This is a genomic window from Sphingobacteriaceae bacterium (genome assembly GCA_002319075.1).
Taxonomy (GTDB): Bacteria; Bacteroidota; Bacteroidia; order B-17B0; family Aurantibacillaceae; genus Aurantibacillus.
On sequence record NVQB01000001.1, the window covers coordinates 1,961,046 to 1,976,597 of the forward strand.

At 38.3% G+C, this 15,552-nt stretch carries 11 protein-coding genes; 3 read left to right on the forward strand and 8 right to left on the reverse strand.

Annotated features, from left to right (window positions below):
* Nucleotides 1–8: 8 nt before the first annotated feature.
* Together CNR22_08660 and CNR22_08665 are read left to right on the forward strand one after the other, a co-directional pair.
* Entirely contained in the window at nucleotides 9–2,771 is a 2,763-nt protein-coding gene (locus tag CNR22_08660) for a hypothetical protein (protein PBQ31835.1), read from the forward strand.
* On the forward strand, nucleotides 2,737–4,275 hold the full coding sequence (locus CNR22_08665) for a hypothetical protein (GenBank protein PBQ31836.1): 1,539 nt from the start codon (nucleotides 2,737–2,739) through the stop codon (nucleotides 4,273–4,275). Before CNR22_08660 ends, CNR22_08665 begins: the two co-directional genes overlap by 35 nt.
* Before the next feature lie 65 nt (nucleotides 4,276–4,340).
* Here the strand turns inward: CNR22_08665 and holB are convergent, their stop codons facing one another.
* The 3 genes from holB to CNR22_08680 all read right to left on the reverse strand — a co-directional run bounded on the left by holB (nucleotide 4,341) and on the right by CNR22_08680 (nucleotide 6,597).
* Nucleotides 4,341–5,462, reverse strand: a complete 1,122-nt coding sequence (holB, locus tag CNR22_08670; GenBank protein PBQ31837.1) for a DNA polymerase III subunit delta' — start codon at nucleotides 5,460–5,462, stop codon at nucleotides 4,341–4,343.
* A gap of 120 nt (nucleotides 5,463–5,582) precedes the next feature.
* Nucleotides 5,583–6,149 carry an aminoacyl-tRNA hydrolase gene (locus tag CNR22_08675; protein PBQ31838.1) on the reverse strand — a complete coding sequence of 189 codons (567 nt, stop codon included), beginning with the start codon at nucleotides 6,147–6,149 and terminating at the stop codon, nucleotides 5,583–5,585.
* 22 nt (nucleotides 6,150–6,171) lie between these two features.
* Nucleotides 6,172–6,597, reverse strand: coding sequence for an SET domain-containing protein-lysine N-methyltransferase (locus tag CNR22_08680; GenBank protein ID PBQ31839.1), 426 nt, complete (start codon nucleotides 6,595–6,597; stop codon nucleotides 6,172–6,174).
* A gap of 213 nt (nucleotides 6,598–6,810) precedes the next feature.
* On the opposite strand from CNR22_08680, the gene CNR22_08685 reads away from it, so the two are divergent.
* Nucleotides 6,811–8,232, forward strand: coding sequence for a hypothetical protein (locus CNR22_08685; GenBank protein ID PBQ31840.1), 1,422 nt, complete (start codon nucleotides 6,811–6,813; stop codon nucleotides 8,230–8,232).
* A gap of 7 nt (nucleotides 8,233–8,239) precedes the next feature.
* Here the strand turns inward: CNR22_08685 and CNR22_08690 are convergent, their stop codons facing one another.
* The 5 genes from CNR22_08690 to mfd form a co-directional block, all read right to left on the reverse strand.
* Nucleotides 8,240–8,983 (reverse strand): ABC transporter ATP-binding protein, encoded by a 744-nt coding sequence (locus tag CNR22_08690; GenBank protein ID PBQ31841.1) that lies wholly within the window; start codon nucleotides 8,981–8,983, stop codon nucleotides 8,240–8,242.
* A complete protein-coding gene (locus tag CNR22_08695; GenBank protein PBQ31842.1) occupies nucleotides 8,984–9,970 on the reverse strand; it encodes an iron ABC transporter in 987 nt (328 codons plus the stop codon). It lies immediately after the preceding gene.
* A gap of 71 nt (nucleotides 9,971–10,041) precedes the next feature.
* Nucleotides 10,042–11,178, reverse strand: coding sequence for a hypothetical protein (locus tag CNR22_08700; GenBank protein ID PBQ31843.1), 1,137 nt, complete (start codon nucleotides 11,176–11,178; stop codon nucleotides 10,042–10,044).
* Nucleotides 11,171–12,142 (reverse strand): two-component sensor histidine kinase, encoded by a 972-nt coding sequence (locus tag CNR22_08705; GenBank protein PBQ31844.1) that lies wholly within the window; start codon nucleotides 12,140–12,142, stop codon nucleotides 11,171–11,173. Before CNR22_08705 ends, CNR22_08700 begins: the two co-directional genes overlap by 8 nt.
* Before the next feature lie 14 nt (nucleotides 12,143–12,156).
* On the reverse strand, nucleotides 12,157–15,540 hold the full coding sequence (gene mfd / locus CNR22_08710; protein ID PBQ31845.1) for a transcription-repair coupling factor: 3,384 nt from the start codon (nucleotides 15,538–15,540) through the stop codon (nucleotides 12,157–12,159).
* Nucleotides 15,541–15,552: the final 12 nt, after the last annotated feature.

A 15,552-nucleotide genomic window follows, 5' to 3' on the forward strand; every position in this document is an offset into this window, starting at 1 on the left:
AGCAGACTATGAAAGTATCCATATCCCATAGAATAAATTTTGTTTTACTTACTTTGTTCTTTTTATTTTCAAACAAAGTTTCTGCTCAATCGCCCTCTTTCGCAGTGAATTCACCCACGCAATGTTTTAGTAATGGGTCTGCGACTGTAAGCGCGGTGATCACCAACACGGTTGCCGGCGCCACAAGTTATTCGTGGATAGTAGTTGGACCCTGCACTCCCACTATAACTACAATTGGAAACGGAACGCTGGTAAATGTCTCTTATGCATGTTGTGGGTCTTATACCTACGTCTGCATGGCGATGAATGCATCAACGCTTATTGCCTCTGCTTTTACAGTAGCTATTGTGTATTGTTCTCCAACGGTACAAATTTCGGGCCCTGCGGTCCTTTGTTCGGGTCTTTCCACGACCCTGCAAGCAAGCGGCGCCACCACTTATACCTGGTTTCCCGGCAACATTGTGTCCACTTCTATCGCCATTAGTCCAACCGTTGCCACAACCTATACGCTGGTTGGCGATAGTGCAAATTGCAATGCTACGGCAGTTACAACGGTTAGCGTTGCACTTCCACCTAATCTTACAATTACTGCCAGTAATAATACTATCTGTGCAGGCACAACTTTAACACTTACCGCTTCGGGAGCAAGCTCATATACATGGGCAGGAGGCCCCCCCTCTCCTCTTTATACAATTACTCCTTTGTCGTCTGCCAGCTACACTGTCTTTGGTACTTCTGCATTTGGCTGCTCATCCAGTGCTGTCACATCCATTTCGGTGTCAACACCTGGTTTTATAAATATCTTGTCCACGCACTCATTTGTTTGTCCGGGACAATCGGCAACCTTAACTGCCGCGGGCGCCAGTAATTACACGTGGACAAATGGTCCATCCACATCTAGTTATGTTGTTTATCCTACAACATCCACTGGTTATACTGTAACTGGATATGCCGGAGCGTGCTTAATAACTGCAACAGCTTTTATAATCGTCAATCCCATTCCGTCTATTGCAATTCAACCTGCTAATACACAAACACTCTGTCTGGGTGCAACTACTACGATCACAGCCAGTGGAGCTCAATCCTACACCTGGTCACTGGGATCTATGACAAATAACCTGGCCCTAACTGTTACGGCCAGTGTTAATTTTTACGTGGTAGGCTCCAACTCTAGTGGTTGTGTAGACACTGCCTTTGTAAGCCTCTCCGTTATCCCTTTTATTTCCCCTGGCTTTACTTATTCGCAAGGCGCAAACGGACAGGTTAATTTTATAAATACAAGCACCAATACGCTATCGAGCACGAGCTATTCGTGGAACTTTGGAAACGGACAAGGCAGCGCCTTAAATTCTCCCGCAACTACTTACTCAGCTAATGGTGTTTATACTGTTACGCTTACCGCTAATAACGGTTGCGGCCCGGTTACCGTTACGCATACGCTGCTTGTAAGCAGTATAAGCGCAGGATGTGCTGCAAGTTTTACAAGTTCTGGATTTGGAGGAAACTATTCTTTTACAAATACATCCACGGGTACAACCAGTAACACCATCTATTACTGGAACTTAGGAAATGGAACAACCTATAGCGCGGGCCCAAATCCTCCACCGCAAACCTACCTGAGCGGCAACTATACGGTATCATTGCATATTATGAGTACTAACCCCTTTTGTTCAGACACAGCTACTAAAATAATATACGTGTGCAGCGAACATGCTCAGTTTACAATGGTGGCCCTTTCTAACAACACCTATTCATTTTCCAGCACATCAACAGGCACATCAGCAAGTACCACTTTTTCCTGGAATTTTGGTGGGGGAGCCACAGCCACAGGAAGTACGAGTATTCATACCTACAGTGCAGCAGGTATTTATTCGGTTTATCTTACTGCAAAAAATACTTCTTCCTGCGCATCAACACTGGTTCAGACTTTGTCTATAGCAGCTTGCAGCCTTTCCTCCAACTTTACACATACACTTACCACAAATGGAGTAGTTAATTTTGGTAATACAAGTAGCTTCTCTTCATCTATCCCTGTAAATCAGCAATGGGACTTTGGTGATGGCACTTATTCTTTTCTGAGCAATCCCACTCATACTTTTTATAATGCAGGTACTTACAATGTTACTTTGATATTGCAGGACAGTTCATCGTTTTGTAAAGACACATTAACCCAATCTATAAATGTTACCGGAATATCCTGCGTTGCGTACTCTAATTTTACACTCTTACCTACCAACACGCCACAGTATTGGGATGCGGTACCTGGTTATCCCTGGAATGTGACTGCGGCCGAATGGAGCTGGGGAGATGGAAGTACAAGCACAGGTCTCTATTCATCCCATACCTATTCAGCGGCAGGCAACTATTCTATTTGTCTTTCGGTAACCGTGTCTTGCGGTTCGAGTTCGTCTTATTGTTATTCTTATTACGTCAATAAATCGAGTGATGAAAGTTCGCAGTTAGTGCATATTAATGTTCAGGCCCCGGAAAAAACAAATGGACTTACGGCATTAACTACAAAAGCTTTTGCTTTCACCATTTACCCAAATCCTAATAATGGAGAATTTAGCATACATCTTAGTGAGCTTAATAAAGATAAATTGACTGTTTCAGTTTATTCCCTTCTTGGAGAGCTAGTCTATTTCTCTGATGAAGCTGAGAATACGGAGATTAAAATTATCGCGCTTCCCGAATTAACTAACGGTATTTATTTTGTAAGGTTAAGTTCAGGTACCAGTGCCCGCACAGAAAAAATTATTATTTCGAAATAATTTTTTTAGCACCCAACCTTTAATTTTTAGAAGTGTTTATACTAGTGAATACAATTATAAATCTTCTAAAATCCCAATCATGAAAAGAATTACAAACTCCCTTAAAGCACTTGCCCTGATTTTTGTATTGGCAAGCTCTAACTCCTCTCACGCCCAGATACTTAGTCCGAGCTTCACCCAAACAGTAAATGCAGGGGGTCAGGTAACCTTTAGCTCCACAACTGCCGGAACATCTTCTATCACTATTTTTAGCTGGAATTTCGGCGATCCTGTGGGATATGCTGGAATTCAAACTTCTTATGACACGATAAATCACACTTATGCGGCCAACGGAATTTATCTTGTAACCCTTCGTATACAAAATGGACCCCCCACAAATACCAGTGCTGTTACACAAACCGTAGTTGTAAATACGTCTACAAACACCGGCTGCTCTCTTAATGCAGATTTTACCAGTAGTTTGTTAAACTTCGGAACTGTGATGCTGACAAACACTTCTACAGGAACTACTCAGGCAACTACTTACTGGATAAATTATGGCGATGGCAGTCCTTTAGCAAACAGCTATTATTACCAGTATCCTTACAACGGTACATTTACCATAAGTTTAACAGCAGACAATAATTACAGCCCGACCTGTGTTTCTACAAAAACTGCAGTTGTCACAGTAACAAACGCTACCTGCAATGTTGTACCGGGTTTTACCTTCAGTAACACTTCCGGGCCAACATTTCAATTTATAAGCACCGCTACAGCGCCAGCTAATCATATCTGCTACTGGAATTTTGGTGACGGATCTCCAACTGCTTCCGGTGATACAGTAACACATACGTTCTCTGCACAAAGCGGTAATTATTATGTCCAACAACAAGTTTCAGGAGGAGGCAGTTGCGCCAGTTATACAACTCAAGAAGTAAGCGTTAGTAGTGCTAGTTGCGTAGCTAACTCTAACTTCACATTCGCTCCTTCAGGAACCCCACAATGGTGGAATGTTTTTCCAACGTTTCCTTACAATGTTTCCAATGCTGTATGGAATTGGGGAGATGGAAATACTAGTAATTCTTTATATACTTCACATCTTTACGCTTCTGCCGGAACCTATACTATTTGTTTATCTGTGACAGTGACTTGCGGAGACACTTCAAGCGCTTGTTCCTCCTATGCTGTCTATAAGTCCACCGATGGTTCATCGGAGATGATCGGAGTTACTGCTCTTGAACCTGGAACTACAACAGGAATTACACCTACTGAAGCTGATGTAAAACAATTTGTCGTTTATCCCAATCCAGGTAATGGTCACTTAAATATTCTGTCCAACTTAACTTCAAAAGCAACTATACAAGTTTACAGCCTGATTGGAAAGCTTGTTTATAGCGAAGAAGAAGCTTCCCTTAACACTCAGACCCATGGAGTAGATCTGACAAGACTTGACAATGGTATCTACTTTTTAAAAGTCACCGAGGGTTCAAAAATATCTACTGAGAAAATTGTAATAACGAAATAAAATTATGCCCAAAAAGAACAGAGAGTTGCCGCGAACCGGCAACTCTTTTTTTTGAAATAAGCTTATCATTTCATATTGATGAGCTCGTTCGTTTTCAGGATCAGATCCATAAAAAGAATTTTAGGATTGGCATTGCGCTCTATATAATAATAATTGCTGTTAAACTCTTCCACCAATCTTTCGTAATTTTTTTGATTTACAAAGGGTGCAAATTTTTCAAGAAATTGTTTTTCCTGCCCGCTTAATCGCACCAGGTTTTTGTCACCATAATTAAACATTAAACTGTCCCGAAAAACTTCAAGACTATACTGTAGAAATTGTTTCTGCTTTTCCCGTCCGCTGGAAGCATTATCATCTATCCAGGTCAAAGCTTTTCCGCAGTCAAACTTTAAAGCAAGACGCATAAAGGTTTGAAAATTATTCAGGAAAGAAACACTTTCTTCGTTTTGCGTCAGAAGATGTAAAGCCTCAGAATAACTGCCATTGGACAAAATTGCTGTTTGCCTCGCTACTTCTGGATTAATTTTAAATTGCGATACCAGGGCATTGGCAATTTCATCTTCCGAATTTGAATAAAAAGGAATTTGTTGCACACGCGAAAAAATAGTTGCAAGCAGTTGTTCCGGATTATTGGAGATCAAAACAAAAATTGTTTTTTCTGGTGGCTCCTCAAGAATTTTTAAAAGTTTATTGGCCGACTCAGCATTCATTTTCTCTGGTTGCCAGATCAGCATCATTTTATAAGAGCCTTCGTAACTCGTGTAACTTAATTTCTTTAAGATATCGTTAGCTTCTTCAACCGGAATGAGTGGTTGTTTATTTTCGGCGCTTATCTCGTTAAACCAACCGTCTAAAGTTAAATAGGGATTTGCAAGAAAAGCCTCTCGAAATTCTTTAATAAGATCGTTGCTGCTTTTTACATCCTTACTTTTTGCAATAGGAAAAACCAAATGCAAATCAGGATGAATTAATTTGGAAACTTTGTTACAGGAAATACAAACACCACAAGCGCCTGTTTCTTTTTTATCTAAACAATAAAGGTGCTGTGCAAAAGCAATAGCAGTGGGCAAATTGCCACAGCCTTCTTTGCCAGAAAATAATAAAGCATGCGGAACACGTTCTTCCTTCACCATTTTTAGTAAACGGTGCTTGGGTTCCTGCTGACCTACTATTTGTTCGTAAAGCATACGCTAAAGATAGGGAATCCCGATAACTATCGGGAGGAAAAATAAGACGGCAAATGTAGCGTTAGAAAAAAATAACTCAGGTTGTTTTTCGATCTACCACGCGCCATGTTACATGTTATGTTATTTATTATTAAACTCGTTCATGCAGCGCTGAAGTCCTATAAAGGCAAAAGCTTTCATGGCATCTGCTGAAATTTTTATTCTATCTTGAAGGGTTTTTAATTCTTCTTCGTTCCATTTGCCAAGAACATAATTAACCTGCTGGCCCTTGTTAAACTCGCTGGCAATACCGAAACGAAGTCTCGGATAATTTGTGGTGTTTAAAGTTTCCTGGATACTTTTGAGTCCGTTATGCCCGCCGTCACTTCCCTTAGGACCAATACGAATTTTTCCGAAAGGCAAGGCCAGCTCATCAACAAGCACCATGATATTGTCAACTTCAATTTTTTCAGATTGCATCCAATAATTCACAGCTTTACCACTCAGGTTCATGTAAGTACTGGGCTTAATAATCACTAGCTGTTTACCTTTATATTTTAACTCGGCAACATCTGCGTAACGCTCTGACGAAAATTTTACTGAACCCGATGCAGCAAGCTCGTCTGCAATCTTAAAACCAATGTTATGGCGCGTTTCGGCGTATTCCTCACCAATATTACCTAGTCCGACTATTAAGAATTTACTCATGCCGAAAAGATTTTAAACCCTGTTAGAATTTTTTTGTTTTGTACAAATCGTGTTTGATGTTGTAACGAATGCAGTCCCAGTATTCTTTGGTATAGCTCACAAAAATTTCTTCGCCCGCTTCTATATCGCGACTGGCAACAATAAAACACCTGTCTTTAACCACTTCGTAATTTGCATTGTTTTTTAAGCCTTTTGTTTTGCTTAATCCCGCTGCATCATTTGCGTAACGCGCTTTGTGCTCTGGCGTAGAATAAGCATCGATACATCTTTTTTTACTAATAAAAAACAGATATCCATCTTTGTCTTCTTTTACGCGTTTTTCATATTCTTTCCAATCAATGATCTCACCAAGGTATTCAATAACCTGCTCGCCTTTTTTAATGGGTTTGTCAGTGAAGAGGCCTTTGCCTGCATTTGGTAACTGTGAAACTTTTACTTTAAGAGCCATAATTTTTTTAGCTATAAGGCGACAAAAATAGAGTTTAATTCTATATCCAGAAGGGCTTTTGAGAAATGTTTGTAAGTTTGGTCGCCCTAGCCCAAAAGAATAAGCCCCTGCGTACAAGAAATTCTATCCCAGAGCGTTATTTAAGCCTTGCCGGCAAATAAACTAAAGAAATACTAGTCAAAACACTATTTTTACTTTGATTAACTAAAGAATATGAAAATCCGTTATCCGGAACTATTAATAGCCACATTTATTTTCGCTATTCTTTGCATTATCGCCTTTACAACCACTACCACAGGCGATTCGGGTGACGGAATAAATCATTATTTATATTCGCATTACGCTTTTAAATATCCCGATATTTTTTTTAATCACTGGGCAAAACCTGTTTTTGTACTTTTTAGCGCCCTGCCTTCACAATTTGGTTTTACAGGTATTCAGATCTTTAATTTTATATGCGCTTTGGCAAGCGCCTTATTAGCATTTTATACCCTAAAAAATCTTAAGGTAAAATACACTTACCTTATTTTTGTGTTTTTATTTTTCTCGCCCCTTTATTTCAAACTTCTTTTTTCAGGTTTAACAGAATATTTGTTTGCACTCATTCTTAGTCTCGGTATTTACCTTGAGAGCAAATCAAAACATAACTCCGCATTGATCTTAATCTCGTTTTTACCCTTGGTTCGGTCGGAAGGACTTTTAATTGTTGGTGTTTTCGCACTCTATTTTATCTTTCTTAAAAAGTACAGGCAACTGCCACTTTTGTTGAGTGGACAAGCTCTTTACAGCATTGTCGGTGCAATCTACCATAAAGATTTTCTTTGGGTCTTTAATGAAATTCCGTATTTAAGCAAAACTAGTCCTTATGGTCATGGCGAGATGTTTGATTTCGTAAACCGTTTAAATTACACCATAGAAAAACCTATTTATTTACTGCTTCTTGTAGGAATTTTTGTGAGCTTCTATAAGTTCCTGAAAAACACCGCGTCAGCTACCGAGCTTTTTAAGATGTTAGTGATTGGTGGAAGTTTCATCATTTTTTTCATAGCCCATTCTATCTTTTGGTGGAAAGGGATATTTAATTCTATGGGTTTGCCCCGCGTTTTAATATCCGTGCTTCCTCTGATTGCCATGCTTTGCGTTTTTGGACTCGATTTTTTACTTGAGAAAATAAAAAATACAAGGTTGAAATATATAGCTCTTGGTACCATATTATTTTTAGTGGTCCTTTACCCGTTCACAAACAGGCCCCAGGGTGTTGTATTTAACAGAAACCTTTTTGTGATTCCTGAGAACGAACTCATCGCTAAAGAAGTGGTTCCATTTATTCAAAAAGAATTTCCAGATTACAAAACTCACTTCTTTTATTATTCACATCCCTTTTTAAGCATAGCTTTAAACATCGACCCCTTCGATTACCGCCATCATAAAGAGATTACTAATGTACCCGCCGACTATTTCTTTGCTAAAAACACATTGGTTATCTGGGACGACTGGTACTCAAGCGTAGAAGGTCGCATCACATGGGAGCAAATGAAGAACGACCACCGTTTTGAACTGCTTAAAGAATTCAGTACTATTGAAAAAGGCAGGGTAATAAAACTTGCAGTGTTCCGATCAATAGAAGGGTTTTAACCTATTCTTATAAAAACCCTCCGCCTATTTGCATGAAGGCCCTGTTTTCTCTGGCTTCGGAGGTCTTTATCAATTCTACCGAATCTTCTGATATAACCAATAATTTGTTGCAATATTTGATGAGTAAATCGAGATCATGTGAGCTTACGAGAATACACTTTTGGTGTTCTTCTACCAACTTTTTTAAAAGTATGAACAAATCGTGTTTCGATGCATAATCCAGGAAAGCGCTGGGCTCATCCAATAACATAAAAGGCGTTTGCTGAGCCAGAGACTTAGCTATTATTGTCTTTTGAAAAAGTCCATCGCTTAATTCATTCACCGGTTTTAATTGATGCGCTTTGATACCACAGGACTCTATGGCTGCATCAATAACAGAAAGATTTTCTGATTTCAATTCGTGAAAAGAATTGGTGTACGGAATTTGCCCAGCCGCCACAACATCGTAAGCCGTCAGATTAAAGCCTCCTACTTTCTCTGTAAGCACTATTGATATTTTACGGGCTAATTCTGTTAAAGAAACTTGCTCTATGTTTTTTTTATTTAAATAAATTTCCCCCGATAAAACCGGCAAAAGTCCACACATACTTTTAAGAAGTGTAGATTTACCTATCCCGTTTAATCCGACAATGCCAATAAATTCTTGCTGGCAAAACTCAAGATTTAAGTTTTTAAGAATGACCACGTCCTTCCCGGCTTTCTTATATCCCAGGCTAACATTATTTAAAGACAAGTGTTGCATGCTATCCATCTACCAGTGTTTGTTTCTGAACATTAAATAAATAACCAGGGGTGCACCAATTAAAGTGGTAATCATATTCAGGGGTAAAGAAATATTTCGGACCACTGAATTTGCAAGAGCATCCGAAAATAAAAGAATACTACTTCCTATAAGAAGGCAGGCTGCAAAATGCAGTTGTTGTTTTGAACTGCCAAAGACCATGCGCGATAAAATAGGAACAGCGATTCCCACAAATGCAATCGGTCCGCAGAAAGCTGTAGTAATGCCTGTAAGAACAGAGGAAATAAGGATCAGGTAAAATCTGCTTTGGTTAAAATTAACTCCTACGTTATGAGCATAGTTCTGCCCTAATAATAAAGCGTTCAGAGGTTTTATAAAAAACAGCAGCGCTGTCAAACATAAAAACGCTACCGGCAAAAATAATCCCAGATCAGAGTTTGTTGTATTTGCTAACGAACCCATTCCCCAGACTACAAAACTTTTAAGACTACCAGGATCTGAAAAATATTCCAAAGCGGTTTGAATAGCCCCACAAATTTGCGAAAACATGAGTCCGATCAGAAGCAAGACAATGTTACTATTTACTTTTTTAGAAATTATTAAAATAAGCACCGTTACCAGAAAACTCCCCGTTATCGCCGAGATAACAATAAAGCTTTTTCCCAGGAAAAAGTCAGAAAACACATGCAGGGCGTTTCCCGCAAGAATACTAACAGCAACCATCAGCGAAGCACCAGAGCTTATTCCCAGAACATAGGGACCCGCCAGGGGATTTCTGAAAATAATTTGCAGAATTAAACCAGAGACCGATAAAGTGCAACCTGCTATTATAGCCGTAACTGTTTTAGGAAAACGGATCTGCCAGAAAATAAAATTATCCGCCGTAACTTCTGAAACATTTACTGATTCGCTTCCACCAAAAAATAAACTCAATAAACATCCCGTTACAAATAACAAAATCAGTATAGAAAATTTTATGGCTGAATAGTTTTTCAATCTTTAGAAATCTAAGTTAGTAATGATTCCATTTTTATTAATCTGCGAGATCAGTATAATCTGTGGTAAAACTAGCGTAGTTGTTCGTAATACCAAAAATCCGTTTTAATTTTTTCGCGCAATGCCGGATGAAAAACCTGGATCAAATCACTCAAAATTCTGTTCGGATAAATCATTCCAGTTTCCCAGTAATTGCTATATCCCTTACTGTTAGTCACTTTGGTATTGTTATATAAATTTCCATTTTGATACGCTTTAAATTCCGAATAACGGCTCTCAAATCCTATCAATTCCTTCTTTGTTCTTAAAGTCGAAAGATTGATCCAGAAATCTGCGTTTTTTGCTTTTACATATACTTGTTCAAAACTCAAAGGAAGGCTGCCAGAAAGCGTATCTTCCTTCCATAAATAATTTGCTCCTGCATCTTTTAAAAGTTGTGCTACATAGCTTCTTCCTCCAGGCATATACCACGAATCACTGTATTTTATTTCATTAAAAACTGTGGGTTTATAAGTTGTTTGTGAGGCAATTTGTTTTAACTCATAATAATTTTTTTCTACCGCTTTAAAAATCGAATCAGCCAGTTTTTCTTTGTCCACAAACGCCGCAAAAAATTTGATCCATTCCGCTCTTGCCAGCGGACTCTCTTCGAGGTGATCAACACTTATTGCTACAGGGATTTTGGTCTGCTCTAGTTTTTTATCCACATCCTTTTCGCCTTCACCCATTCCAAAAGTGAAAATGATATCAGGATTTAGCATAACCGTTTTTTCCAGATCGATTTGCGGCGACTTCATCAGTTCTTTTAAGTCACCCTTCATGTACTTTGTAATGACCTCTTGATTGTTCACGTAATCCATATTGTCAATAGCGGAAAGTTTATCTGAAGACTGTAACTCGCAAAACATGGTCGCGTATATACTACTTAAAGCGGCAATCTTTTTACAAGGACGTCTGATCCGAATTCCTTTTGCAGGGAGATTAGCAGAATCTGTGTAAAGAATAAATGTTGCTGTGGTATCGTGATTGTGCCTGTTACCGAATAGATATACAGCAGTAAATCCATTTCCCTTTGACATTGCAAAGCGTTTTGCATACTGCAGGCTGCTATCTTTTGTTAGAACAAAATCACTTTTTATTTTCTTAGAAGAAGTATTACATCCTACCATAACAAGTGCTACTCCGAAAAGAGTGAAAAGTTTACGCATAAAATTTAATTTCGAAAATGCTCCCGCAAGGTTTATTATCTTTTACTTTTATTTCTGCATTGTGTTGCGTAAGAATGTATCTTACAATGTACAAACCTAAACCGGTTCCTTTAGTACTTCGGGTTTCTTCATTACCTGCTCTGAAAAATTTTGAAAAAACCCTTACCTTGTCGTTATCTGAAATGCCGCAGCCCTGGTCACTCACAAACATGCTTGTTTTTCCATCTACCAGTTTTAACTCTACGAGTATTTCCTTTTCCCGTTTAGAATATTTTAGCGCATTATCCACAAGATTGGTTATAACGGATGGAAACGCGTTTACATCAATCTCCATAAAAATATCGGGTGATAAATTCGTTTTTAACTCGCCGCTGATTAATTCGTTCTTGTAGTAGCGTTTCAAGACTGTTTCTATAAACACTCCAAGATTTTGTTTCTCTTTTTTAGTAATAAACTCACCTGTTTCCAGACGACTTGCCAGTAAAATATTATCTATTAACGCGTTAAGTCTCTCTGTTTCAAGCAACGCATTAGAAATAAGTTCCTGCTGAATTGTCTCGCTTAATTTTTGTTTCTGTAAAGTCTGCAGTTGTAGTTTAGTAGCTGCAATAGGAGTTTTGAGCTCGTGTGTGATACTTAGAAAAAAATTTTTCTGTTGATTGTTGAGGAAAATTTCTTTGTCGTAAGCTTGTTTGATTTTATAAATCCCAAAAAGAAGCAATAAAAGAAAAACAGTTCCTTCGCTCACGATCATAACAGTTTGCATTTTCTTTTTATGATGCAGCACGTTAAGATCTTCTTTTAGCTGAGTTTCATTTGTAGAGGTGATTTCGGTCAACTTTATCTTTTCACCGATAATTCTATCGTTTTGCTTCACCAGTAACATTTCCCACCATAAAAACTGCAGCAAAATGTACCCAAACAAAATGCTTAAAATAAGTATGGATCTTGATTTTGGCTTCATTTATAAAACGAAAATTACACTTCGTTAGGCACCTCAGGAAACTGGATCAGGTCTTCAATTTGCGACAGAACCTGCGCAGAACGTTTCACAGAATCCACATCTTCAATGGTTAAATATAACTTATTGTTTTGTTCTTTCAAGGTGCAAAGGTTCGGATATTTTTGCGCGTACATAAGGGATGCCTGAAACATAGGACTTGAAAAATAGTCACTCTGCTGTTTGTTTAAAAAGTACGCAAGCATTTTTTTATTTTTCAAGGTAAGCTTCTCAAAACCAAGGCGCATGGCTTTCCAGCGCAGACGCACCACATTAATCAATTCTATAGCTTCAGCCGGAATTGGTCCGAACCTGTCGCGTAAATTCTTTTCAAACAAAACAAGATCTTCTTCTTTGGTGATATTATCCAGTTCCCTGTAAAGCATCAGGCGCTCGGTCAGACTGCTCACATAAGCATCCGGAATTAATAATTGTAAATCTGTATCCACAACGGTTTCTTTTACAAACTGTCTTGAGAACACAGAGTTATCCGTTACCTGATTTGTATCTACAATGTCTTTATACCAATCTTCTTCTTTTAACTCTTCAACGGCTTCATTCAAAATTTTCATGTAAGTATCAAAACCCATATCATTAATGAACCCACTTTGCTCTCCTCCCAATAAATTGCCGGCACCGCGAATATCCAAATCACGCATCGCAATCTGGAATCCACTTCCAAGATCACTGAAGTCTACGATTGCTTTTAATCTTTTTCGAGCTTCACTCGTTAATAATATTTGAGAAGGCGCTAACAGGTAACAAAAAGCCTTTTTATTACTTCTTCCCACGCGACCGCGCATCTGGTGTAAATCGCTTAATCCGAAATTTTGAGCATCGTTAATTATAATAGTATTGGCGTTACTAATGTCTAATCCGCTTTCAATAATGGTGGTGGCTACTAAAATATCGTAATCGCCTTCCATAAAACCCAGCATAACATCCTCGAGCTTGTCGCCGGGCATTTGACCGTGGCCAATGGCAATACGCGCATCCGGCACAAGCCTTTGCAAGATTCCTGCAACCTCGGTTATATTACCTACTTTATTATTTACAAAAAACACCTGGCCTCCGCGTTGCAATTCGTAGCTTATTGCATCACGAATTAATTCTTCATCAAAAGTATGCAACTCTGTTTGCACGGGATAACGATTTGGCGGAGGTGTTGAGATTGCTGAAAGATCTCTCGCGCCCATCAAACTAAATTGTAAAGTTCTTGGAATAGGCGTTGCAGTAAGTGTTAGAGTATCAATATTCGCTTTAAAAGTCTTTAATTTATCCTTTACCCCTACGCCAAATTTTTGTTCTTCGTCAATAATAAGTAAGCCTAGGTCTTTAAACTTTACGTCTTTACTTACCAATTTATGCGTGCCTATTAAAATATCTATTTTTCCTTCTGACAAACGCTTAAAAATTTCTTTCTGATCCTTCGCAGACCTGAAACGATTGATGTATTCTACTGTGCACGGAAGATCGCGAAGTCTTTCTTTAAATGTTTTATAATGTTGATAAGCAAGAATAGTTGTTGGCACAAGCACGGCCACTTGTTTACTATCGCATACCGCTTTAAAGGCTGCACGCACCGCGATCTCAGTTTTTCCAAACCCTACATCCCCACAAACCAACCTATCCATAGGATGCGAACGCTCCATGTCTCGTTTTACATCACGCGTTACCTTAATCTGATCTGGCGTATCTTCATAAATAAATGAAGCTTCCAATTCATGTTGCAAATAATTATCTTTTGGAAAAGGGTGTCCGGGTTTTGTTTTGCGTTGTGCGTATAATTTGATAAGATCGTAAGCCAGCTCCTTTACGTTGCGTTTTGTTTTCGCCTTCAGAGTCTGCCAGGTAGTACTGCCTAATTTATCGATGCGCGGCACCTGACCTTCTTTGCCGCTATATTTACTAATACGGTGTAAACTATGAATACTTACATATAAAGTATCGTTGTCGCGAAATAATAATTTTACGCTTTCCTGCTCTTTGCCATTGATATTAAGTTTGTGAAGTCCGGCAAAACGACCAATACCATGATCTATATGGGTTACATAATCACCTGGGTTAAGCGTGAGCAATTCTTTAATGGTAAAAGCTTCGGCATTTTTATGTTTAGCCTCTTTTAATTTAAAACGGTGATACCTTTCAAAGATCTGGTGATCTGTATAAATCGCGATCTTCAGATCTTCATCAATAAACCCTTCGTGAATATTGATAGGCAAATAATCGATCAGGGTATCGTAAGTGCGATGTTCTTTTACAAGCAAATCATTAAAAATGGTAATAAGACGATCGGCTTGTTTTACGTTATCCGTTAAAAAATAATTTTTGTATCCGCGCGTTTTATTCTCCTTCAAATTAGAAATCAATAGTTCAAAATTCTTATTGAAGGAAGGTTGCGGACGTTGATTAAATTTCAGAGTATCAGAGGAAAGCAAAGAACTAATTCCAAATTCAATAACCGGAAAACCTTTTATGGTGAATTTTAATTCCGTAGAATCAGAAAATAATTTTTCAGGCGGAACCTGTTTTACTTCTCCCGTTTGATTGTTATAGGCTTTGCGCGCTGACTCCAGTTTTTTGTCGAAAACATCAAACATATAGTTGGCATCTTCCATCACTAACATGCTATCAGCCTTATCAAAATAATTAAAGAGTAAGGCTTTGTCTTCGTTAAATAAAGCTGAATTAATATTTGGAATGATAGTTACAAAATCAAAATTCGCAGTTGATAATTGCGTGGAGGGATCAAAGGTTTTTATCGCTTCTACATCGTTTCCAAATAATTCAATCCTGTAGGGATATTCATTCGCGAAAGAATAAACATCTATAATTCCCCCGCGAATACTGAACTGACCGGGTTCAAAAACAAAGTCAACATGCTCAAAATTATATGAACTTAAGAACTCAGAAATAAATTCAATAGATAACTTTTCGTTCTTTTTTATTTGTAAGGTATTTTGGTGTAACTGTTTTTTAAGTGTCACCTTCTCACTTAGCGCCTGCGGATAAGTAACAACAACACCTTTAAAATTATCTTTAGAAAGTAAATTTAAAACCTCAGCACGCTCCTGGATATTTGCGTTAGTTGTTTTCTCAATCTGGTAGGGTTGTTTGTAGGTTTCTGGAAAAAATAAAACTTTTTCTTTGGGAAGAAGAGCATCCAAATCATTCAAAATGTAAGCCGCTCTTTCTTTATCAGAAGCAATAACAATCAGATTTTTGTGTGTTTGCAAAACAATGCTTTGCAATAAAAAAGACAAAGAAGATCCGTTTAAACCCTGAAACCAATGATTTTGGTTAAGGTTTAGCTCTTGCAATCGGGAATCAAAAATCCCTTCAAGGGACTTGTTAAGTAACATTTAGGCGGCAAA

Coding starts and splice junctions, on each gene's coding strand:
- CNR22_08685 (PBQ31840.1), top strand. CDS start 6,811: ATGAAAATCCGTTATCCGGAACTATTAATAGCCACATTTATTTTCGCT.
- mfd (PBQ31845.1), bottom strand. CDS start 15,540: ATGTTACTTAACAAGTCCCTTGAAGGGATTTTTGATTCCCGATTGCAA.
- CNR22_08675 (PBQ31838.1), bottom strand. CDS start 6,149: ATGAGTAAATTCTTAATAGTCGGACTAGGTAATATTGGTGAGGAATAC.
- CNR22_08700 (PBQ31843.1), bottom strand. CDS start 11,178: ATGCGTAAACTTTTCACTCTTTTCGGAGTAGCACTTGTTATGGTAGGA.
- holB (PBQ31837.1), bottom strand. CDS start 5,462: ATGCTTTACGAACAAATAGTAGGTCAGCAGGAACCCAAGCACCGTTTA.
- CNR22_08660 (PBQ31835.1), top strand. CDS start 9: ATGAAAGTATCCATATCCCATAGAATAAATTTTGTTTTACTTACTTTG.
- CNR22_08705 (PBQ31844.1), bottom strand. CDS start 12,142: ATGAAGCCAAAATCAAGATCCATACTTATTTTAAGCATTTTGTTTGGG.
- CNR22_08690 (PBQ31841.1), bottom strand. CDS start 8,983: ATGGATAGCATGCAACACTTGTCTTTAAATAATGTTAGCCTGGGATAT.
- CNR22_08680 (PBQ31839.1), bottom strand. CDS start 6,597: ATGGCTCTTAAAGTAAAAGTTTCACAGTTACCAAATGCAGGCAAAGGC.